Source organism: Ralstonia sp. 25C, assembly GCF_051904805.1.
Classification (GTDB): domain Bacteria; phylum Pseudomonadota; class Gammaproteobacteria; order Burkholderiales; family Burkholderiaceae; genus Ralstonia.
Window position 1 is genome coordinate 158990 of sequence record NZ_CP196737.1, and the last position, 20175, is coordinate 179164.

The 20175-nt window shown below is 64.8% G+C and carries 18 protein-coding genes and 1 pseudogene; 9 read left to right on the forward strand and 10 right to left on the reverse strand.

Annotation, left to right across the window (positions count from 1 at the left end):
• Window positions 1-3: 3 nt before the first annotated feature.
• From ACS7SF_RS00690 to ACS7SF_RS00710, 5 genes are all read left to right on the forward strand, one after another.
• Window positions 4-1248: a vWA domain-containing protein gene (locus ACS7SF_RS00690; protein WP_439891230.1), complete on the forward strand. Its 1245-nt coding sequence runs from the start codon at window positions 4-6 to the stop codon at window positions 1246-1248.
• Window positions 1239-1883, forward strand: a complete 645-nt coding sequence (locus ACS7SF_RS00695; protein WP_439891231.1) for an SRPBCC family protein — start codon at window positions 1239-1241, stop codon at window positions 1881-1883. The genes ACS7SF_RS00690 and ACS7SF_RS00695 overlap by 10 nt, the downstream gene beginning before the upstream one ends.
• Before the next feature lie 44 nt (window positions 1884-1927).
• A complete protein-coding gene (locus ACS7SF_RS00700; protein ID WP_439891232.1) occupies window positions 1928-2959 on the forward strand; it encodes an XdhC family protein in 1032 nt (343 codons plus the stop codon).
• Window positions 2960-3276: 317 nt separating this feature from the next.
• Window positions 3277-4380 (forward strand): SDR family oxidoreductase, encoded by a 1104-nt coding sequence (locus ACS7SF_RS00705; protein ID WP_439891233.1) that lies wholly within the window; start codon window positions 3277-3279, stop codon window positions 4378-4380.
• A gap of 108 nt (window positions 4381-4488) precedes the next feature.
• Entirely contained in the window at window positions 4489-5211 is a 723-nt protein-coding gene (locus ACS7SF_RS00710; protein ID WP_439891234.1) for an MgtC/SapB family protein, read from the forward strand.
• Window positions 5212-5226: 15 nt separating this feature from the next.
• On the opposite strand, the gene ACS7SF_RS00715 is transcribed toward ACS7SF_RS00710, so the two are convergent.
• The 3 genes from ACS7SF_RS00715 to ACS7SF_RS00725 all read right to left on the reverse strand — a co-directional run bounded on the left by ACS7SF_RS00715 (window position 5227) and on the right by ACS7SF_RS00725 (window position 8734).
• The gene (locus tag ACS7SF_RS00715; RefSeq protein WP_439891235.1) at window positions 5227-5694 is read right to left on the reverse strand and encodes a hypothetical protein; all 468 of its coding nucleotides are present in this window, start codon (window positions 5692-5694) and stop codon (window positions 5227-5229) included.
• A 105-nt stretch (window positions 5695-5799) separates the two neighbouring features.
• A complete protein-coding gene (locus ACS7SF_RS00720; RefSeq protein ID WP_439891236.1) occupies window positions 5800-7341 on the reverse strand; it encodes a methyl-accepting chemotaxis protein in 1542 nt (513 codons plus the stop codon).
• A 160-nt stretch (window positions 7342-7501) separates the two neighbouring features.
• A complete protein-coding gene (locus ACS7SF_RS00725) occupies window positions 7502-8734 on the reverse strand; it encodes a DUF2252 domain-containing protein (RefSeq protein ID WP_439891237.1) in 1233 nt (410 codons plus the stop codon).
• 35 nt (window positions 8735-8769) lie between these two features.
• Between ACS7SF_RS00725 and ACS7SF_RS00730 the strand changes: the two genes are divergently transcribed.
• Window positions 8770-10656: a glycoside hydrolase family 15 protein gene (locus ACS7SF_RS00730; protein ID WP_439891238.1), complete on the forward strand. Its 1887-nt coding sequence runs from the start codon at window positions 8770-8772 to the stop codon at window positions 10654-10656.
• A 6-nt stretch (window positions 10657-10662) separates the two neighbouring features.
• Entirely contained in the window at window positions 10663-10923 is a 261-nt protein-coding gene (locus ACS7SF_RS00735; protein WP_439891239.1) for a DUF1289 domain-containing protein, read from the forward strand.
• A gap of 75 nt (window positions 10924-10998) precedes the next feature.
• Here ACS7SF_RS00735 and ACS7SF_RS00740 read toward each other — a convergent pair.
• Window positions 10999-12436, reverse strand: a pseudogene (locus tag ACS7SF_RS00740) (aldehyde dehydrogenase family protein).
• A gap of 153 nt (window positions 12437-12589) precedes the next feature.
• On the opposite strand from ACS7SF_RS00740, the gene ACS7SF_RS00745 reads away from it, so the two are divergent.
• Entirely contained in the window at window positions 12590-13129 is a 540-nt protein-coding gene (locus tag ACS7SF_RS00745; protein WP_439891240.1) for a hypothetical protein, read from the forward strand.
• A gap of 78 nt (window positions 13130-13207) precedes the next feature.
• On the opposite strand, the gene ACS7SF_RS00750 is transcribed toward ACS7SF_RS00745, so the two are convergent.
• From ACS7SF_RS00750 to ACS7SF_RS00775, 6 genes are all read right to left on the reverse strand, one after another.
• On the reverse strand, window positions 13208-14830 hold the full coding sequence (locus ACS7SF_RS00750; RefSeq protein WP_426398631.1) for an ABC-F family ATPase: 1623 nt from the start codon (window positions 14828-14830) through the stop codon (window positions 13208-13210).
• 124 nt (window positions 14831-14954) lie between these two features.
• Window positions 14955-15872 carry a muramoyltetrapeptide carboxypeptidase gene (gene ldcA, locus ACS7SF_RS00755; RefSeq protein ID WP_439891241.1) on the reverse strand — a complete coding sequence of 306 codons (918 nt, stop codon included), beginning with the start codon at window positions 15870-15872 and terminating at the stop codon, window positions 14955-14957.
• Complete coding sequence (gene tadA, locus ACS7SF_RS00760; protein ID WP_439891242.1) at window positions 15869-16417, reverse strand: tRNA adenosine(34) deaminase TadA; 549 nt, start codon at window positions 16415-16417, stop codon at window positions 15869-15871. Before tadA ends, ldcA begins: the two co-directional genes overlap by 4 nt.
• 10 nt (window positions 16418-16427) lie before the next feature.
• On the reverse strand, window positions 16428-16904 hold the full coding sequence (queD, locus tag ACS7SF_RS00765; protein WP_366173800.1) for a 6-carboxytetrahydropterin synthase QueD: 477 nt from the start codon (window positions 16902-16904) through the stop codon (window positions 16428-16430).
• 74 nt (window positions 16905-16978) lie between these two features.
• Window positions 16979-17617, reverse strand: coding sequence for a 7-carboxy-7-deazaguanine synthase (gene queE / locus ACS7SF_RS00770; RefSeq protein WP_439891243.1), 639 nt, complete (start codon window positions 17615-17617; stop codon window positions 16979-16981).
• Between the two features lie 246 nt (window positions 17618-17863).
• Complete coding sequence (locus tag ACS7SF_RS00775; protein ID WP_439891244.1) at window positions 17864-19081, reverse strand: MFS transporter; 1218 nt, start codon at window positions 19079-19081, stop codon at window positions 17864-17866.
• A gap of 138 nt (window positions 19082-19219) precedes the next feature.
• On the opposite strand from ACS7SF_RS00775, the gene ACS7SF_RS00780 reads away from it, so the two are divergent.
• A complete protein-coding gene (locus ACS7SF_RS00780) occupies window positions 19220-20164 on the forward strand; it encodes a LysR substrate-binding domain-containing protein (protein ID WP_439891245.1) in 945 nt (314 codons plus the stop codon).
• Window positions 20165-20175: the final 11 nt, after the last annotated feature.

The window sequence follows — 20175 nt, forward strand, 5'->3', positions numbered from 1 at the left end:
GGCATGCAAGCGACCCTGCCCACGCAGTTGCCAACCCTCGCCCGCAACGTCACGCACTTCGTGCGCCTGCTGCGCAATGCCGGCATGCCGCTGGCGCCGTCACGTGCAGTCGATGCCATTGAAGCGCTCAGCCACATCGACATCGGCCGCCGAGACGACGTGAAGGCAGCGCTGTCCGCCCTGCTCGTTTCCCACCCCGATGAACGCACGCTGTTCGATGCCGCCTTCAACGTGTTCTGGCGTGATCCGGACTGGGAAGGCAAGCTGCGCGCCCTGCTGCTGCCCAAGGTCCGCGGCGGCATTCCACCCGCTGCGCGCAGCAACCGCCTGGCCGATGCGCTGCGCGCGCAATCATCGACCAGCTTGCCGCCACCTCCCACACCCGACGGCGAGCGCCATGACATCGTTGCGCCGCTGGCGTTTTCTGCCAACGAAGCCCTACGTACGCGCGACTTCGACACACTCGACGCCGCGGAATGGCGCACGCTGCAACACATGATCCGTCGCAGGCGGGTGCACTTGGCGCAGGAGCGCACGCGCCGGCTGAAGGCCGCCTCGCGCGGCCGGCACCCGGACCTGCGCGCCACCGCCGCCCAAGCTGTGCGTGCCGGCGGGGAATGGACCGGTTGGAAATACCGCCAGCCGGTCAACCGCACGCCGCCGCTCGTGCTGCTGCTCGACATTTCCGGATCGATGAGCCGCTATTCGCGCGCGGTGCTGTACTACTGCCACGCGCTGGTGCAATCGCGCGAGCGCATCCAGGCCTTTCTGTTTGGCACGCGGCTGACAAACGTCTCCCGGCAGCTGCGGGAGCGCGACCCGGACATCGCCGTGCAGGCCATCGCACAGCTTGTGCCGGATTGGTCCGGCGGCACGCGCATCGGTGCCGCGCTGGCGGAATTCAACCGCCAGTGGGCGCGCCGCACACTCTCTGGCCGTGCCACCGTGCTGCTCGTCACCGATGGACTCGACCACGAACACATCGACTTGCTCGACACCGAAATGGCCCGGCTGGCTCGGTTCGCGCATCGCATCGTCTGGTTGAATCCGCTGCTGCGCTTTGCGGGCTTCGAGCCCCGGGCACGCGGTGTGCGGGCGATCCTGCCATACGTAGACGCAATGGTGCCGGCCCACCATTTCGACAGCCTGACTGCGCTGGAACAGGAATTGGCGCATGCTCGCCGCACAGGCATCCCGCGCGCGCCGTCTCACACCACCCCAGCACGACCAACCGCCCCATGGAACTGACTCAGACCCACCTCCTGCCCGTGCCCCTGCAGACCGCCTGGGATGCATTGAACGACCCTGCCGTGCTACAGCGCTGCATTCCCGGCTGCGAAAGCCTCACCGCTGCCGCCGATGGCGACACGCCCGCTTACGACATCGCCATGCAAGCCGCCGTCGGGCCCGTGAAGGCGCGCTTCAAGGGGCGCATGCAACTGTCGGAGATCACGCCGCCCCGCAGCTACACGCTGCATTTCGACGGCCAAGGCGGCGCCGCAGGCTTCGGCAAGGGCACGGCGCAGGTCCAACTGACGCCCGAGGGACCGACCGTCACCCGCTTGGCCTACACCGCCACGGCCCAGGTGGGCGGCAAGCTCGCGCAGATCGGTTCGCGGCTCGTCGATGGTGCCGCGCGCAAGCTGGCGGATGAGTTCTTCCAGCGTTTTGCGGCAGAACTTGGCGCCTCACCCACCGTGGACGGCGTGCCGGCCGAGCACGCCATCCCCGATCTGGCAGGCGGCGAATTACAGGCCCACGGTGCACGGCAAGGCACATCCGCCATCAGCCCGGCGGTGCAGCCACGCAACCCGTGGCCGTGGATCATCGTGGCTGTGGTGGCCGTGGTGGCGGCCTACCTGTTTTTGCACCACGGGGCATAATCGGCCTCCACCTTGCACTGGCGCCAACGCGCAGGAGCCGCATCATGGACAGCGTCGATCTTGAAGTCTTGAAAACCAGCGTGCGCTGGCTGGAACAGGGGCGGCGTGTGCTGCTCGTCACGGTGGTCAAAACGTGGGGTTCGTCACCCCGGCCGGAAGGCGCGATGCTCGCGCTGCGCGATGACGGCGTCGTTGTGGGTTCGGTGTCGGGCGGTTGCATTGAAGACGACCTCATCGACCGTGTGCGCCGCGAAGGCCTGCACCACACCGAGCCCGAAGCCGTGAAATACGGCATCAGCGCAGAAGAAGCCCACCGCTTTGGCCTGCCCTGCGGTGGCACGCTGCAGCTGGTGCTGGAGCCGCTCAATGCCGCCAGCGGTATCGACGCCCTGCTGCACGCCGTGGAAGCCGGTCAGCTCGTCGCCCGCACGTTGGACATGGCCACCGGCGCGACCGTGCTGCAACACGCCAACGCCACCGACGGCCTGCAGTTTGACGAGCAGCGCCTGACAACCATCCATGGCCCGCGCTACCGAATGCTCGTGATTGGTGCAGGACAGCTCTCGCGCTACCTGTGCCAGATCGCCGTGGGCCTGGACTATCAGGTCACGGTGTGCGACCCACGCGAGGAGTACAGCGAAGACTGGTCAATCCCCGGCGTCACCATGGTCCGCACCATGCCCGATGACACGGTGATGGCCATGAAGCTCGATGAACGCAGCGCCGTCATCGCCCTCACGCATGACCCCAAGCTGGACGACCTCGCGCTCATGGAGGCGCTCAAAACGCCCGCGTTCTACGTAGGCGCGCTGGGCAGCCGCCGCAACAACGCCAACCGCCGCGAACGCCTGAAAGAATTCGACCTGAGCGATGCCGAGCTGGCACGCCTGCACGGGCCGGTGGGCATCTACATTGGCAGCCGCACGCCGCCGGAGATCGCCATTTCCATCCTGGCCGAGGTGACGGCCGCCAAGAACGGCGTGTCGCTGCCAACCATTCTGCAGGTGGAAGGCGCCAAGGCCGCGCGCGAAATTGCTGCAAATGCAACATCGGGGTGCGCCCTACCACAGGCCTGACGTCAATCCTCCTGAGGAACGGCTCGAAAACGCTCGCTAGAAAGGTGGCTGAAAGGTTACATTCATATAAATGATCGGTTTTGCGCGGGCTTCCGGCCGCACAGCATGGCGCCAGCCATGCGGCCCCGGCAGGCCCCGCACCGTGCGCTGCCCTGAGCGGGTGGCGGCGCCCGTTCCCTGCCGAGCATGTCGCCGTAAGTGTCGCGTGACAGTCGCGTAATGCGGCGCCGCTCGTATTGCAGCGGAATGCAGCGGGACACTGTTTGCAAGCGGAAAGGTCATCCGCTTCGCCCCCTTAGGATTTCGAGTTTTTTCGCATGAGTATTTTGTTGACCGGCGCGACCGGCTTCGTAGGTGGCGCCATTGCCGCGAATCTGGCAGCCAAAAGTTTGCTGGCTGACACGCGCTTTGCCGTGCGCGGTGACACGCCTGCCGAAGGGCTGGCGCGGCTGCGCAGCAATCTGCGCCGGTTTGCGTTCGAGCCGGCCGCGCTCGACGCCATTACCGAATCGCAAATCGTGCTGTTCGATCTGCGCGATGCCGGGGCCGCCAACTTGGGCGATCCGGAAGTCATCATCAATTGCGCGGCGCTGGCCACGTTCTCGAATCACCCGTCGCTGTGGGAAACCAACGTTGGTGGCGTGCTGGCGCTCGGCAAGCTGGCCGCGCAGGGCAAGCGGCTCAAGCGCTTCCTGCAGATCGGCACCGCCATGTCGTGTGGTCAATTGGCCAACCGCCATGTCAGCGAAAGCTGGGAGGTGCCGACCATCGAGCACCACGCAGTGCCCTACACGTATTCCAAGGGGATGGCCGAGCTGAAGCTGCGCGAAGACGTGCCGGAGCTGCCGCTGGTGGTGGTACGGCCGTCCATCGTGGTGGGCCACAGCACACTCGGCTGCGAGCCCTCGGGCAGCATCTTCTGGATGCTGCGCATGGTGGCCATGCTCGAGACTTTCAGCTGCCGCCTGAGCGACCGCGTCAACATCCTGCCCGTGGATGATTGCGCGGAAGCCATCGTGCGGCTGTCGACCAAGCCCACGCTGGCGCACAACCTGTACCACATCAGTGCTGGCGATGCGAACTCGGAGCGCATTGAAACGCTGTACCCGCGCTTCAAGCGCTGCCAGACGCCGGAAGAAGACGCCCAGGCGCTGGCCGGCTACGTGTACCAGGAAAAAATCGCCGAGAAAGCCCTGGCGCGTAAATTCCTGAGCATGACCGGCGACGGCAACGTGCGGCTGGTTGCGCGCTGCATCCATCTGTACGCCAAGTTCGCCAGCATGAGCTACGTGTTCGACAACACGCGGCTGCTGCAGGAGACCGGCTTCCAGCCGCGTTCCCTACTCGCTTACCTCGACCGCTGCCTCGAAACGTCGGACGCCGTGCCGATCCCCGAGCAGATGCAGTGGGACTATAAGTAGCCGTCCAGCCCGTTCAACCTACCGGGCCGCACGGCGTGTCATGGTGCCGTGCTATAACCCTCGGCGCCCCGAACTGAGACTCCGGTCCACATCAAGAAGGAGCCGCCGATGACGCTGCAAGCCCTCGTCCATCTCAATGTCGCCACGCTGGTGGATTCATTCATCAGCCTTGCCTCGGCGTTTGCGCTGGGGTCATTGATCGGCTTTGAGCGGCAGATCAGGCAGCGGACAGCGGGCTTGCGCACCAATGCGCTGGTGGCCGTGGCGGCCGCCGCCTTCGTCGATATGGCTGCGCAGATCGGCACCGCATCGGACACCACCCGCGTGATCGCCTATGTGGTGTCGGGTGTCGGCTTCCTGGGTGCCGGCACCATCATGAAGGAAGGGCTGAACGTGCGTGGGCTGAACACCGCGGCCACGCTGTGGGGTTCAGCCGCTGTGGGGGCGGCGGCGGGGTCGGATCTGATCGGTCAGGCCATTCTGGTGACGCTGTTCGTGCTCGCTTCGAACATCCTGCTGCGGCCCGTGGTGGACCGCATCAACCGCACGCCGCTGGACAACCAGGCCAGCGAAGTCACCTACACGATGTGCGTGATCTCCACGAGCGAGCGCCAGAAAGAAGCGCTGGCCGATCTGGAGCGCCTGCTGGAGGAAGCCAGCTACCCGATCAGCGATCTGTCAGTCGAGCCGTTCGGCGAAGACCATGTGGAAATCGAAGCGATGCTGATGTCCACCGCCGTGAATGCGGCCGAGCTGGACCGCATCGTCAATGCGCTGCAAGCGCAGCCGCATGTGGCCCAGGCGTTCTGGAACCCGAGCACGACGGAGTAAGCGCACCGTCTGCGATCAAAGCTCTTGTGTGGCTGCCAGGGCAAAAATCTTTGCCCAGCGCTTCGCTTCGCGACGATTGCGCATCGGGATTGGCCAATCCGCCTGTACCTGATGCTTCAGGCGCAGCGCCAGCGTCCAGGCGCCTTCGCGCTCGACCGCATCGGCACCGGCAATATCAGCAAAGAGAAAGCGGGCGTCCTGGCCATGGAGTTGCAGCGTCCCGCGCTTGCTTTCGGCATCCACCGCAACCTGGCCCCAGCTCCCGCTGAGTGACACAATCCGCTGCCCTTTCACGTTGACGCCATGAACGGCGCGGTAACGCCGGATGAGGGTGATGACCGCGCAGGCTAGCAGCGCCGTGGCAACCAACACCGCCGCACTGCCTGCCACTGCGCCGTAGGCCGCAGCGACGATTGCATACAACCGGACTGCGCCGTAGACGAGCAGACCAATCAGCGCGAACCCGGCAATGATGAACGGCATGGTGTGATTCCTTGATTAAGCCAGCCGGTTATATCCACCGAAACCGTCCTCAACGCAAGTTACCGCAACACATGCCGACGCCTACGGCAAATCGTATCGATACGCTCAGACCAGGCGGAACGCCGCAATCGCAGCGTTCAGCGCCTGGGCCTGTTCTTCCAGCGATTCGGCGGCGGCGGCGGCCTGCTCCACCAGCGCAGCGTTCTGCTGCGTGGCTTCGTCCATCAGGGTGACGGCCTTGTTGACCTGCTCGATGCCGGAGCTTTGCTCGTTCGAGGCGGCGGCAATCTCGCCCATGATGTCGGTCACGCGGCGGATGGAGGACACGATGTCTTCCATCGTGCTGCCGGCGCGTTCGGCCAGCGCGCTGCCGGTCTCGACCTTGGCCAGCGACGCCTCGATCATCTCCTTGATTTCCTTGGCGGCAGCGGCACTGCGTTGCGCGAGGTTGCGCACCTCGCCCGCCACCACGGCAAAGCCACGGCCCTGCTCGCCTGCACGGGCCGCTTCCACAGCGGCGTTGAGTGCGAGGATGTTGGTCTGGAACGCAATCCCGTCAATCACGCCGATGATTTCCGACACCGTGCGCGAGGATGCGCTGATCTCGCGCATGGTCGCGACCACATCGGTCACCACGGCACCGCCCTTGGCGGCGACGTCCGAGGCGCTGTCGGCCAGTTGGCTAGCCTGGCGTGCGTTGTCGGCGTTCTGACGCACGATGGAGGTCATCTCCTCCATGCTCGATGCGGTTTCTTCCAGCGAGCTGGCCTGTTCTTCCGTGCGTTGCGACAAATCTGCGTTGCCGGCGGCAATCTGCTTGGTAGCAGAGCCAATCGATTCCGAGCCGTTACGCACGCGGCGCACGGTATCGGTCAACGCGTTTTGCATGCGGGCCAGACCTTCGAGCAGGCGACCCATTTCGTCCTGGCGGTCAATGTGCACCGGCTGCGTCAGGTCGCCAGCGGCAATGCGGTCGAACTGCGCCAGCGTGGCATTGAGCGGCCCCACGATCGCGCGCAGCAAGGACCACGCACACCACAGCGCCACCACCAGCGCAAAGGCGATGGCGGTAATCACGATCATGCGGAAGCGCGCATACGCCTCGCGCGATGCGTCGTAGTTGGCTTTCGAGAACGCGAGCTGCTTCTTGCTCAGTGCCTGGCTGGAGTCATTGGAATCACGGAAGGCCGCCGAGACGCCCTTTTCCATGATCTTGTCTGCCGTTGCGCGGTCTCCGGCGCGCAACGCCTTGATGATGTCGCGCAGGCTGCCGGACGCGGCTTCACGCTTGGTGGCCACCTCCTTGGCCAAGCGATCCTCTTCGGCATCGCGCGGCAGGGCCAGGTATTTCTTCCAGGCGACATCCGACTCGGCAATCAGCTCTTCGGTGCGGTCCAGCAGCTTCATCGCGCCCTTGTCTTCCGGATACAGCATTGCCTTGTCGAGCGCCGTACGGGCACGCGTGAGGCTCAGGTCGGACTCGCCCAGCGCGAGTGCGGACGGAAACTGGTTGGTGAAGGTTTCTTCGTGCGCGCGGTTGGCATCGCGCAGCCCAAGCAAGCCGGCAACGCCAATCAGCAAAGCGAGCAAGAACAGTAGCGAAACCGAGAGCACCAGACGGGTGCGGATGGTCAGACGGGCGGACATGGGCGGCGAGAGTGGCGTGCACGGCTTCTCACGCAGGCGCGACGATCGCGCCGGGCGGCCGGCTACCTCCGCACTATCGGTTGCCTTGGCGCAGAACTTGAGCAGAACTTGAGGGCGACGTGCACATTAGCGCACCCATCGCCCTCATTTTGGTGCAGGGTCAGCCGGGATTGCCCTTGCGTGCTTGCCGATAGTCCTCGGCAAACTCGGCCCACTGCTTGAGCGACACCTGCCGCCCGTGAGCCGCCAGCTTCAGCGCCGACTTGCGCCACGCCGTACCGGCGGCATAGTCCTGCACCTGCTCCACCAGGTCGGTGCCGTGCCGGCCGCAGCCGCGCAAATGGCACCACGCGGCCACGCGCGCCATGGTTTGCAGGGCATCGTCCAGGTTGGCGATGACGTGCTTGCCGGAGCCCAGCGCCACGCGGTCGGCGGTCGGCTGCAGGCTCTTGACCACGTACGACTTCGGCTTTTCCCCCTTGGCGCCATAGACCACCCCACGCAGCAACGCGGGTGAAATGGCCTGCGACACGCGCTGGATGTCCACCACGCGCCCGGCCTCGCTGCGCCACGGCGCCACACTGCACGCGCTGCCCAGCGTATCCGCCCAGACGCTGGGCACGGAGAGTTTGATGTCGATCAGCCGCAGCGTGGCAGGGTCCTTCTCGGGGCGTGCGAGCACGGAATAGCGCTCCAGCCCCAGGCTGCCAGTGCCGGCAATGCGCTTTGCCACATCAATGGCGATGAAGCGCTGACCGTGGCCATTGCCCTGTTCCCCATACGCCTCCAGGATGCGCCGCGCGCGGCGGGCCTCTTCCTTGCTGGCACGCAACGTGCGGCGCCCGTCGATGCGCAGGCTGATGCGGTTGCCATCGCGTTCGGTACGGCTGGCCAGATAGGCGGCGCGGTTGCGCTTGCGCAGGCCGCGCAGCAGCTCGTACACGATGCCAGTGGCCGTGGCGCGCTCCACCCAGCGCGCTTTGCCATCGACCAGCGACGCGGCATACGTATCGAGAAAACGGCGGCACAGGTTGTGCGCGTCTTCGTCGGCCAGCTTCCAGCTGCGCGCTGCCACCTGGAGGCTCGACAGCACGCGCACAAGGTCGACCGTGAAAGGCGCGACCAGGGCCTCGTCAAAGTCGTTCATATCGAAATAGACGAGGCCGTTGTCGCCCTTGAAGCTGCCGAAGTTCTCCAAGTGAAGATCGCCGCAGACCAGCGTGCGCGGCGCATCATGGAGCAACGGCGCATCGGCTAGAGAAGCAGCGTATAGGTTGTTGGTGCCGCGAAAGAACGAGAACGGATCGGCCGCGATGGCCTCCAGCTTACGGGTGAGGCGTTCTGGGTCGCGCCCGGCGTTGTATTCGAGAATGGTGCGGGTACTGTCGTGCATGGTCCGGCCTCGTCGATGGTATGAAGTGGAGTGCAATGCCCTCAAAGATCGAAGATTACGCGTTGATTGGCGATTGTGAAACCGCGGCGCTGGTCTCGCGCGATGGCTCCATCGACTGGCTCTGCTGGCCGCGGTTCGATTCGGGGGCGTGCTTTGCCGCGCTGCTCGGCACGCCTGACCATGGCCGGTGGCGCATTGCCCCGCAGGGCAACGTACGCACAGTGCATCGGCGCTATCTGCCCGGCACGCTGGTGCTTGAGACGGTGTTCGAAACCGACACCGGCACGGTCAGCCTGACTGACCTGATGACCGTGCGCCTGCCCGGCACCACAACCACACGCGATGACACATCGGACCTCATCCGCATCGTGCGCGGGCTGTCGGGCACGGTCGATATGCGTATGGATCTGACCCTGCGCTTCGACTATGGCGCGTCCGTACCGTGGGTCAGCCGCGTATCGGAAACAACCGGCACACCCGCCGAGCCACCCTGTGACATGCCAGACTGCGTGCTACGCGCCATCGCCGGGCCCGATATGGTGACCTTGCGCACGCCCGCGCCCATCCGGGGCGAGAACCTGTCCACCGTGGCGGACTTTTCCGTGAGCGAAGGCGAGGCAATGCCCTTCGTGTTGTCGCACTCGCCATCGCATCTGCCGTTGCCGGATTCCATCGATGCACTCGAAGCGCAGGTCGACATCGAGGCGCGCTGGCGGGCGTGGTCGGGCCGCTGCCAGGGCGCGGGCGAATGGACCGAGGCCGTTTTGCGTTCGCTCATCACGCTCAAGGCACTTACCTACCACCGCACCGGTGGCGTGGTGGCCGCGCCCACCACATCGCTGCCCGAACAGCTCGGCGGCGTACGCAACTGGGACTACCGCTACTGCTGGCTGCGCGACGCCACCCTCACCCTGCTCGCGCTGATGAACGCCGGCTACTACAACGAGGCCCGTGCCTGGCGTGAATGGCTGGAGCGCGCCATCGCGGGTAGCCCATCGCAGGTGCAAATCATGTACGGCATAGCAGGTGAACGCCGTCTGGGCGAATGGACCGTGCCGTGGCTGCCCGGGTACGAAGGCGCGCAGCCCGTGCGCATCGGCAATGCGGCCGCTCTGCAGTTGCAGCTCGACGTGTATGGCGAATTGATGGACGCCCTCTACATCGCCCGCCAGGGTGGCCTCGATGGCGATGAAGCGTCCTGGCGCCTGCAGGTCGCGCTGATGACGCATCTGGAAACCCTCTGGCAAACGCCCGACGAAGGCATCTGGGAGGTACGCGGCCCCTCACGGCATTTCACGCACTCCAAGGTCATGGCGTGGGTGGCGTTCGACCGCGCGGTCAGGACCATCGAAGACTTCAACCTGGAAGGCCCCATAGAGCGCTGGCGCGCCATACGCGACCGCATCCACGCCGAGGTCTGCACCCACGGCGTCAACGCCCGACGCAACTGCTTCGTGCAGAGCTACGGCAGCGAAGAATTGGACGCTGCCCTGCTGATGCTGCCGCTGGTCGGCTTCCTACCCGCGTCCGACCCGCGCATCCGAGGCACCGTCAAAGCCATCGAAGAAGACCTGCTGGTCGACGGCCTCGTACGCCGCTACCGCACCGAGGCCGTGGCCGATGGACTGCCCGAGGGCGAGGGTGTCTTCCTCGCTTGCAGCTTCTGGTACGTCGACAACCTCGTCATGCAAGGCCGCCACGACGAAGCCCGTGCTCTGTTTATCAAGCTGCTGGCGCTGCGCAATGACGTAGGCCTCCTCGCAGAGGAATACGACCCGCGCGTGGGGCGGTTGGTCGGCAATTTTCCGCAAGCGTTTTCGCACATTGCGCTGGTCAATTCCGCGCTCACGCTGTGTGCAGCGGCGGATCACGTGGGCCAACGGACGGGGCAGCCGGGGCCAGGGTCGAAGCCGGTAAAATAGCGCCCCATGACCGAATCGACCGCCCTCCCGCCCATGATCGACGACGAAATCAGTGCGTCCGGCAGCACTCTGCTAGGCCGCCCCGACAGCCCCTGCATCGGCATCTGCTCGACCCTCTTCGACGAAGTCTGCCAAGGCTGCGGCCGCACCCAACTGGAAGTCAGCAACTGGGTCTTCATGAGCGACGAGGAACGCAACGTGGTCTGGACACGCATCCTGGCCGAGGGTACCGCTCAGGGCTACAACGCCGACGGCAGCCGCAAGTAAGGGGGGCTCCGAACGCAAAAAACCCGGCCGAAGCCGGGTTTCTTTTTGGGCGCCGCTTGTTGATCAACCGGTCGATCAACCGTTCTGCGCGGGGTTGAGTTGTAGCGCCTTGTACTCCAGGAACTCCTCCAGCCCGTATTTGCCATTCTCCCGCCCGTTGCCGGATTGCTTATAGCCGCCAAACGGTGCCTGCATGTTGAACGGCCCACCATTGATATTGACCTGCCCAGTGCGAATGCGACGCGCCACACGAATCGCCCGCGCCTCGTCGCCCGACCACACGCCACCGCCCAGGCCGTAGATGCTGTCGTTGGCAATGCGGATGGCCTCTTCCTCGTCGTCGTAGCAGATCACAGTCAGCACGGGGCCGAAGATTTCTTCGCGCGCCACGGTGTCAGTGGTCTTGACGTTGCCGAGCACGGTCGGCTTGACGAAGAAGCCGGTCGAACAGGCCCTCCGGCGCTTCCGCACCACCGGTGATGAGCTCCGCGCCCTCTTCCAGCCCCTTGCGGATATAACCCAACACACGATCGCGCTGCACAGCGGAGATCAGCGGGCCCAGGCGCGTGTTTTCCTGCGCGGGGTCGCCCGGCACATAGCTTTGGGCGAACTGCGCGGCCAAGGCCTTCACCTCTTCATACTTGGCGCGCGGCACCAGCATGCGGGTATGCGCCGAGCAGGTCTGCCCCGAGTTCAGGAAGCACGCCGACAGCGTACCCTTGACCGCCGCCGTCAGATCCGCGTCCTCCAGAATCACCGAGGCCGATTTGCCGCCCAGCTCCAGCGCCACCCGCTTGACCGATTGCGACGCAAGCTCGGCCACACGTTTGCCAGCACGCGTCGAGCCCGTAAACGACACCATATCGACTTCCGGGTGGCTCGCCAGCACTTCACCCACCACCGGGCCGTAGCCGGTGACGAGGTTGAACACGCCCGGCGGCAGTCCTGCTTCTTCAATGACTTCCGCCAGCACAAAGGCGTTCAGCGGTGCCACCTCTGACGGCTTGAGCACCACCGTGCAGCCTGCCGCAAGTGCAGGCGCCACCTTCAACGTGATCTGGTTGAGCGGGTAGTTCCACGGCGTGATGGCGCCCACCACGCCCACCGGCTCACGCACCACCAGCGAGTTGCCGACATGTTCTTCAAATGCAAACGTGTCGAGCAGCTTGGCGAAATTGCCCCAGTTGTAGACGGGGCCGCCCACCTGGATGGCGCGCGCCAGCTTGATCGGCATACCGACTTCACCGGCAATCAATTGCGCCAGTTCTTCGCTGCGGGCCTTGAGGCCATCGGCAATCTTCTGAATGTATTCGGCGCGCTTGGCAACGGGCGTGGCTGCCCAGCTGTCGAATGCGGCGCGGGCCGCTGCCACGGCGGCTTCGGCATCGGCCACGCTGCCTTCGGGAATCGTCCCCATCACCGCTTCGGTGGCCGAATGAATCACTTCAATGACGCCCTTGCCCTGCGGCGCCACCCACTTGCCGTTGATGAAAAGCTTGTCGCGTTGCTGCATCGTTGGTCGTCTCGCTCTGGTGGATGCGCGGTCTGCGCGTTGTGCTATCCGGGTTGCGACTAAGATTCATGCCACCCCCGGGCGGTTATGATCAGCCTATTGTAGAGCCAGCAGCGCGCGCGCCGCTGACATGCCGGCCGAGGGAGACATCGCATGACCACCACCATCTACCAGAAGACCGACAAGGGCCAGGACGAGATCCGCACACGCGCGAACCACCTCGACCAACGTCACCGCGCCGTGCTTCTGATGGTCAACGGTGAGAAAACCTGCGACGACATCCTCCTCCAGCTTCAGCCGCTGGGGATGACGCAGGCGGTGTTCGATGAGCTGGAGCAAGGCGGATACATCCGCATGCATATGCCCGGCACCGCTGCGCCCGCCAAGAGTGTTCCGCCTGCCCCTGCGCCCGTGGCAACCACTGCGGCCCCTCCGGCACCTTCCGCCGCCACAGCCGAAGCAGGTATTGACGGCTACCAGCGGCTGTACCGCTTCTACACCGAGACCATCAGCCGCTACCTGGGCCTGCGCGGCTATCTGTTGGAAATGAAGGTCGAGAAAGCCGGCAACGTTGAGGAACTCGTTGCCCTGCGCGAGACGCTCAAGGCTGCCCTGACAAAGACGCGCGGCGAACCCGATACCAGCAACGTGATCGCCCAGCTCGATCTATTGATTGACGAGGCGACGAGTTAGCGGCGCAGCGGCCAGTAGAAACAATAAAGGCGGCACATAGGCCGCCTTTATTCTTGCCGAACGGAGAACGCTCGACGATCAGACTTCCACGCCCTGGCTCTGCAGGTACTCGTCGTACGTGCCGAGGTAGTCGGTGAGCGTGCCGTCCGGGCGCACTTCGATGATGCGCGTGGCCAGACCGCTGACGAACTCGCGGTCGTGCGACACGAAGATCAGCGTGCCTTCGAACTTGTCCAGCGCGATCTGCAGCGACTCGATCGACTCCATGTCCATGTGGTTGGTCGGCTCGTCCAGCGCCAGCACGTTGTGGCGGCCCAGCATCAGCTTGCCCCAGATCATGCGGCCCTTCTCGCCACCGGAGAGCACCTTGACGTTCTTCTTGATGTCGTCGGCCGAGAACAGCAGGCGGCCCATCGTGCCGCGCAGCGATTGGTCGTCGTCGCCGGCCTGCGTCCACTGGCTCATCCAGTCCATCAGGTCGCGGTCTTCGGGGAATTCTTCGTAGGTGTCCTGCGGCATGTAGCCGACATTGGCGTGCTCGGCCCACTTGACGGTACCGCCGTCGATCTCGATGCCGCGCTGCACGCCATTCTTCACCGCGCCGTTGAGCAGGCAGCGCAGCAGCGTGGTCTTGCCCGCGCCGTTCTCGCCGATGATGGCGATCTTCTCGCCAGCCCGCACGGCCATCGTCAGGTTGTCGAAGATCTTGCGGTCGTACGTCTTGCGCGCGTTTTCGGTTTCCACAGCCAGGTTGTGCAGCTTCTTCTCGAACTCGAAGCGGATGAACGGGTTCTGGCGCGACGACGGCTTGATGTCTTCCACCTTGATCTTGTCGATCATCTTCAGACGCGACGTGGCCTGACGGGCCTTGGACTTGTTGGCCGAGAAGCGGCGCACGAAGTCCTGCAGGTCGGAGATGCGCTCCTTGGCGCGTGCGTTGGCCGCCTGCAGGCGTTCACGCGCTTGCATGGAGGCTTCCATGTAGTCGTCGTAATTGCCCGGGTAGACCTTGAGCGTGCCGTAGTCCATGTCCGCCATGTGCGTGCAGACCTGGTTCAGGAAGTGGCGATCGTGGGAGATGATGACCATGGTGGAATTGCGCTCGTTGAGCACCGATTCCAGCCAGCGGATCGTGTTGATGTCGAGGTTGTTGGTCGGTTCGTCCAGCAGCAGCACGTCAGGGTTGGAGAACAGCGCCTGTGCCAGCAGCACGCGCAGCTTCCAGCCGGGGGCGACGTTGCTCATCGTGCCGTTGTGCTGGTCGGTCGGGATGCCGACGCCCAGCAGCAGTTCACCCGCGCGAGCTTCTGCCGTGTAGCCGTCGTATTCAGCGTACTTGGCCTCCAGGTCGGCGGCCTTCATGTAGTCGTCGTCGGTGGCTTCCGGGTTGGCGTAGATGGCGTCACGCTCCTGCGCGGCGGCCCACATTTCGGTGTGGCCCATCATCACCACGTCCAGCACGCGCATGTCTTCGTAGGCGAACTGGTCCTGGCGCAGCTTGCCCAGGCGCACGCCCGGTTCCAGCATCACGTTGCCAGCGCTCGGCTCCAGATCGCCGCCCAGGATCTTCATGAAGGTCGACTTGCCGCAGCCGTTGGCACCGATCAGGCCATAGCGATTGCCCTCGCCAAACTTGACCGAGATGTTCTCGAACAAGGGCTTGGGCCCGAACTGCATGGTGATGTTGGCGGTGGAAAGCACGTGGAAACCTTGATTTGGAAAGCGGTGATCTGGCGCCGCAAGCACTTGGTGAACGCTTGCCCTGGACGCCATTTGGAGAACCTGGGATTTTACCATCCGAGCGTGACCCGGATGGCTTGGGGGCTTAAGCCTTCAGCGTCGGATACCCCGACAAGTGCAGCGTAAAGCCCGCGGCATCAACTTCGAGCTCGGCTTGCGCCCCAATCGGCAGCGTGGCTTTGGTCGGGCAATGGCCGAATGGCAGGCCGGTGAGGACCGGAATCGACAGACGTTCGGCCAGATAGTCGTGCATGGTGTCGAAGTCGTAGCCGGCGTCGTACGGTGTGGTGCGATAGCCTGAGAAATCACCCAGTACAAGCGCCTGCTGGGCTTCCAGCACACCGGCCTGCTGCAACTGCAGCAGCATCCGCTCGACGCGGTACGGGTGTTCGTTGATGTCCTCGACGAACAGGATGCCGTCGCGAACCTTCGGCAGATACGGCGTGCCAACCAGGCAACACAGCATCGCCAGGTTGCCGCCCCACAGCGTGCCGGTCACGCTCGCAGGTGTTGCGGCCTGCGGCACATCCACGCGCAGCGAATACGTCGGGTTGCGCAGGATGCCCCAGAAGTGCTCTGCCATATAGGCATCCATCTCGGGTGGCCCGAAATCCGCACACAGCATCGGCCCCGCGAATGTCACCCCGCCAGTCGCGGCCAGATACGCCAGCGAAAACGCCGTGAAATCGCTATGGCCAACGATGATGGTGTTGGTAGCACGCGCGCGCTGGTGAATAGCGGCAAAGTCGATGCGGTCCAGCAAGCGCGTCAGCCCATAACCGCCGCGGATGGCCATGGCGATTTCCTGGCCGCTGCCGGTCGCAATCTGGTGCAAGTCCGCCAGCCGCGCGTCGTCTTCGCCGGCAAAGCGTTGATGCTGGCGCCCCAGGCACTCCCGATTGACGATCGTGCAGCCCTGCGCCTGCAGGAACGCCACGCCGCGCTCGGCGATGGCGGAGTCATTCGGATAACCGGAAGGCGCAATCAGGCGGACAGTAGTCATGCGGCAGGTTTGTCGGTGTCGGTCGTTGCCAGCCGCGCGGCCTTCTGGCTGGCACGGCGCTCGGCAAAGAAGGCGCGCAGCATGTCGCCGCATTCCTGCGCGAGCACGCTGCCGGTGATGGCGGTCTGATGGTTCAGCCGCGTCTCGGCAAACAGGTCGAGGATGCTGCCGGCGGCGCCGGTCTTGGGATCGGGCGCACCGTAGACGACGCGCGCCACGCGGGCATGCAGCATGGCGCCGGCGCACATCACGCAGGGCTCCAGCGTCACGAAGACTTCGCAGTCCGGCAGGCGGTAATTGCCGAGCTTTTCGGCGGCCTGACGCAGGGCGCGCATCTCGGCATGAGCGGAGGGATCATGCGTGCCGATCGGCGCGTTATAGCCGACGCCGACGATCTCGTTGCCGCGCACGACTACGGCGCCCACCGGTACCTCGCCCTGCCCCCACGCGAACTTGGCCTGCACCAGCGCCTGCTGCATCCAGTAGCCGTCGCGCTCGTGGGCGGACATGTCGGCGGGCGGCGTGAGGACGTGGGGCGTGGTCATGCGAACGAAATCAATCCTGCTCGTGCGGGCGTGCAAGCTTCACGTCGGCCCAGCAATTCGGGGTTTCGTACAGCACGAGCTTGGACAGGCGCAGATGGTGCCCGAACGTATTGCGGAACACCGGCTCAAGAATGTCGAACGCGACCTGCGCAAGGTTCTCGACCGTCGGCACGTCGTTCAGCACGACGGTCTTGTGACCGCCTTCCATGCCGTTCAGGAATTCGACCAGCTTCGTGTCGCCGCGATAGACCAGGAACGCGTGGTCCCACAGGTCGACGAGATGCTTGTTGGCGAGCTGCTTGACGTCGCCGAAGTCGAGGATCATGCCGTCGTCGGCAGCCTTGTCGTTGTGCAGGACTTCGCCGGTGAGCGTGAGTTCGAGCTGGTAGCGATGGCCGTGCAGGTTGCGGCACTGGCCGGCGTGGCCCGGGATGCGGTGGCCGGCATCGAATTCGAGCCGGCGCGTGATGGAAACGGTCTTGGTCATGGAGCGCAAAGGACTGGGCGGCAGCGGAGGCCACAAAACAGCAGGAACGACTGGAGAAGATGCAGCGGCCCGCCTCAGCGGATGCCCAGCATCTTATGGGTTTGCAGCGACAGGCGCCAGCGGGGCCGGCGTTGGCACAGCTCAACGGCTGCCGCCGTATTCTGCCGCGCCAGCGGGCCATCCATGGCCTGCAGGAAGAAATGCTGAAAATCCAGCCGTTCGTATGCGTCCAGGTCCTGCCCGTCTTGCGGAATCACGACCTTCAGCTCGTCCCCACGGGTGACGACCAGCTCCGAGCCCATCTTCGGGCTCACGCACACCCAGTCGATGCCCTCGGGCACGGCGATGGTGCCGTTGGTCTCGATGGCGATCTCGAAACCGCGTGCGTGCAGGGCGTCGATCAGGGGGGTGTCGAGTTGCAGCAGCGGTTCGCCGCCGGTGCAGATGACGAGCGGTTTGCCGCCCGTGGCGTCGGCCGGCCATTCGGCGGCGACGGTGTCGGCCAGGGCATCTGCGGTGGTGTATTTGCCGCCTTGCGTGCCGTCCGTGCCGACGAAGTCGGTGTCACAGAACTGGCAGACGGCGGTGGCGCGATCGGCTTCGCGCCCGCTCCAGAGATTGCAGCCGGCAAAGCGGCAGAAGACGGCTGCGCGGCCAGTGTTGGCACCCTCGCCTTGCAGCGTGTAGAAGATTTCCTTGACGGCGTAAGTCATGTCTGAACGGTGGCATTCACAGGAGAACGCCGCAGAAGCGACGAAAATCCCGCGCAAACCGTACCAGTACCCACTAGTGAATAACCCGATATTGTTTCACAGATCGGGCTTTCGCGCCGTCCTACCCGCAGAAGGACGCCAACGTCACAAACGAAAATGCACCTTCCGGGGTCAGCCACGCTGTGAAGATCAGCGCGGCGCTTACTGCGACTAGCGCCCACGCCGTCCAGCGGCCAAGTCGCGTGCTCATGCCGGTTGGGCCATCGGCGCGCGTGCCAGCTGGCGATCGTCGATCGGCCAGTGCAGCAGCGCAGCGACCACACCCAGCGCCATCGCCCCAAACCAGATCGCGTCGTACGAATGCAGGTGGTCGTACACCACGCCGCCCAGCCACACGCCCAGGAACGCGCCGATCTGGTGGCCCAGGAACACAAAACCAAACAGCGTGCCGATATAGCGCACCCCAAACACCTGCGACAGCAGCCCATTCGTGAGCGGCACCGTGCCCAGCCACAGCAGCCCCATCACGATGGCAAAGCCATAGAGCGTGACCGGCGACAGCGGCAGCAGGATGAACAGCGCAATCGCCGCCGTGCGAATCAGGTACAGCAGCGACAGCAAATACTTGCGCCGGAACAGCCCGCCCAGCGCGCCGCAGTAATACGTGCCGACGATATTGGCGGCGGCGATCAGCGCCAACGCGACCATGCCGTGCCGGCCCGTGAGCCCCTTGTCGAGCAGATACGCCGGCATATGCGCGCCGATGAAAGCGAGCTGGAACCCGCATGTCAGAAAGCCGAGATTCAGCAGCCAGAAACCCCGATGCGCAAAGGCTTCGCGGATAGCGGCGCCCATGCTCTGGTGCGCCTCCTGGGCCACGGTTGCCGACGTGCGCTCGCGCAGCGGCACCGCCAGTGGCAAAAACACGGCCATCACCACCGCCATGACCACCAATGCTGTCACCCAGCCGACGGTGCTCAGCAGGCCCTGCGCCGTCGGCACCATCACAAACTGGCCGACACCACCCACTGCACCGGCCACACCCAGCGCCCAGCTGCGACGCTCGGGCGGTGTGAGCCGGCTGATGGCGCCATACACCACGCCGAATGACGTGCCCGACAACCCCACGCCAATGAGCGGCCCCGCCGACAACGTAAAGCCCAGCGGCGTACCGGCATGCGCCATCAGCAGCAAGCCCAGCGCATAGACGGCGATACCGGCGACCACCACCTTCGCCGCGCCAAACCGATCCGCCAACATGCCGGCAAACGGCTGCATGGCGCCCCAGATCAGGTTCTGCAGCGCAATGGCGAAGCCAAACGTCTCGCGCGTCCAGCCGTGGCCCATGGTGATCGGCACCAGGAACAGGCCCTGTACGTGGCGGATGCCGAGCGCCAGACCGATCACCGCCCCACCCGCCAATACAGGGAGCCAGGCAGATTGCGTGGGGGATTTCGCGTGCATGGATGAGTTCTCCGTTGCGACTGACATTCCCACATTGCAAGCGTGCGTTTGACTGGAATGTCGTCAGATGGCTTATTAAACTTCGCCAGACCCAGGTGCTCAATTGATCTTTGAGAACCTTTTGCATGAGGAAAACGCATGTCGACTCCCCTGGTTCGGTTGGCCTCGCTGGACTTGCTGCGTGGTTTTGTGGCGGTGGGCCGGCGCATGAGCATCACGCTGGCCGCCGACGACTTGTGCCTGACGCAATCGGCGGTGAGCCGGCAGGTGTCTGCGTTGGAGGAGGCGCTGGGCGTCAAGCTGCTGGTGCGCGGGCATCGTTCGATTGCCTTCACGCCCGAGGGCGAACGCCTGTTCCGCAGCGCCGACAGTGCCGTGCAGCAGTTGCAGGACGCCATTGGCGCCATCCGCGTGGCTGCGGAGCGCCGGCCGGTGACGATCACCGCGAGCATCGGCGTGACGGGGCTGTGGCTGCTGCCACGTCTGGCGCGCTTTCAGCAGCAGTACCCGGACATCGACGTGCGCGTCGCCACCAATAACCGCCTCGTCGACCTGAAGAACGAAGGCATCGAACTGGCCATCCGTTATTGCCCACCTGGGGACGCGCCGCCGGGCGCGATCCGGCTGTTTGGCGAGACGGTGGCGCCGGTGGCTCATCCGTCGCTGGGCGTGCGTTCGCTGGACTCGGCCGATGCCCTGAACGGGCTGACGCTGCTTGATTTTGACGACCGCGACCTGCGCCGCCCCTGGCTCCAATGGACCGACTGGCTGGCTGCCGCCGGCTGGAGCCACGCCAAACCGCGCACCGTGCTGCGCTTCAACCAGCACGACCAGATCATCCATGCCGCAGTGGCGAGCCAGGGCATCGCGCTTGGCCGGTTGGAGTTGATTGCGCCGCTGCTGGCTGACGGCCGCCTGGTGACCGTTCCGACAACAGCTCCTGGCGTGCACAACACGCATGCGTACTGGCTCATCCAATCCGAGGCCGCCCCACGTCGCGATGTGCGTGATGTGGCTGCTTGGATCCGTTCGGAAGCAGCAACCCAGGCCTCGCATGCGTCCTGCACATCCGAGCTTGCCTGAAAGGCGTTTGA

Excerpts from the sequence above, each read along its gene's own strand:
- ACS7SF_RS00690 (WP_439891230.1), top strand. The coding sequence starts at position 4 with ATGCAAGCGACCCTGCCCACGCAGTTGCCAACCCTCGCCCGCAACGTC.
- ACS7SF_RS00695 (WP_439891231.1), top strand. The coding sequence starts at position 1,239 with ATGGAACTGACTCAGACCCACCTCCTGCCCGTGCCCCTGCAGACCGCC.
- ACS7SF_RS00700 (WP_439891232.1), top strand. The coding sequence starts at position 1,928 with ATGGACAGCGTCGATCTTGAAGTCTTGAAAACCAGCGTGCGCTGGCTG.
- ACS7SF_RS00705 (WP_439891233.1), top strand. The coding sequence starts at position 3,277 with ATGAGTATTTTGTTGACCGGCGCGACCGGCTTCGTAGGTGGCGCCATT.
- ACS7SF_RS00710 (WP_439891234.1), top strand. The coding sequence starts at position 4,489 with ATGACGCTGCAAGCCCTCGTCCATCTCAATGTCGCCACGCTGGTGGAT.
- ACS7SF_RS00715 (WP_439891235.1), bottom strand. The coding sequence starts at position 5,694 with ATGCCGTTCATCATTGCCGGGTTCGCGCTGATTGGTCTGCTCGTCTAC.
- ACS7SF_RS00720 (WP_439891236.1), bottom strand. The coding sequence starts at position 7,341 with ATGTCCGCCCGTCTGACCATCCGCACCCGTCTGGTGCTCTCGGTTTCG.
- ACS7SF_RS00725 (WP_439891237.1), bottom strand. The coding sequence starts at position 8,734 with ATGCACGACAGTACCCGCACCATTCTCGAATACAACGCCGGGCGCGAC.
- ACS7SF_RS00730 (WP_439891238.1), top strand. The coding sequence starts at position 8,770 with ATGCCCTCAAAGATCGAAGATTACGCGTTGATTGGCGATTGTGAAACC.
- ACS7SF_RS00735 (WP_439891239.1), top strand. The coding sequence starts at position 10,663 with ATGACCGAATCGACCGCCCTCCCGCCCATGATCGACGACGAAATCAGT.
- ACS7SF_RS00745 (WP_439891240.1), top strand. The coding sequence starts at position 12,590 with ATGACCACCACCATCTACCAGAAGACCGACAAGGGCCAGGACGAGATC.
- ldcA (WP_439891241.1), bottom strand. The coding sequence starts at position 15,872 with ATGACTACTGTCCGCCTGATTGCGCCTTCCGGTTATCCGAATGACTCC.
- tadA (WP_439891242.1), bottom strand. The coding sequence starts at position 16,417 with ATGACCACGCCCCACGTCCTCACGCCGCCCGCCGACATGTCCGCCCAC.
- queD (WP_366173800.1), bottom strand. The coding sequence starts at position 16,904 with ATGACCAAGACCGTTTCCATCACGCGCCGGCTCGAATTCGATGCCGGC.
- queE (WP_439891243.1), bottom strand. The coding sequence starts at position 17,617 with ATGACTTACGCCGTCAAGGAAATCTTCTACACGCTGCAAGGCGAGGGT.
- ACS7SF_RS00775 (WP_439891244.1), bottom strand. The coding sequence starts at position 19,081 with ATGCACGCGAAATCCCCCACGCAATCTGCCTGGCTCCCTGTATTGGCG.
- ACS7SF_RS00780 (WP_439891245.1), top strand. The coding sequence starts at position 19,220 with ATGTCGACTCCCCTGGTTCGGTTGGCCTCGCTGGACTTGCTGCGTGGT.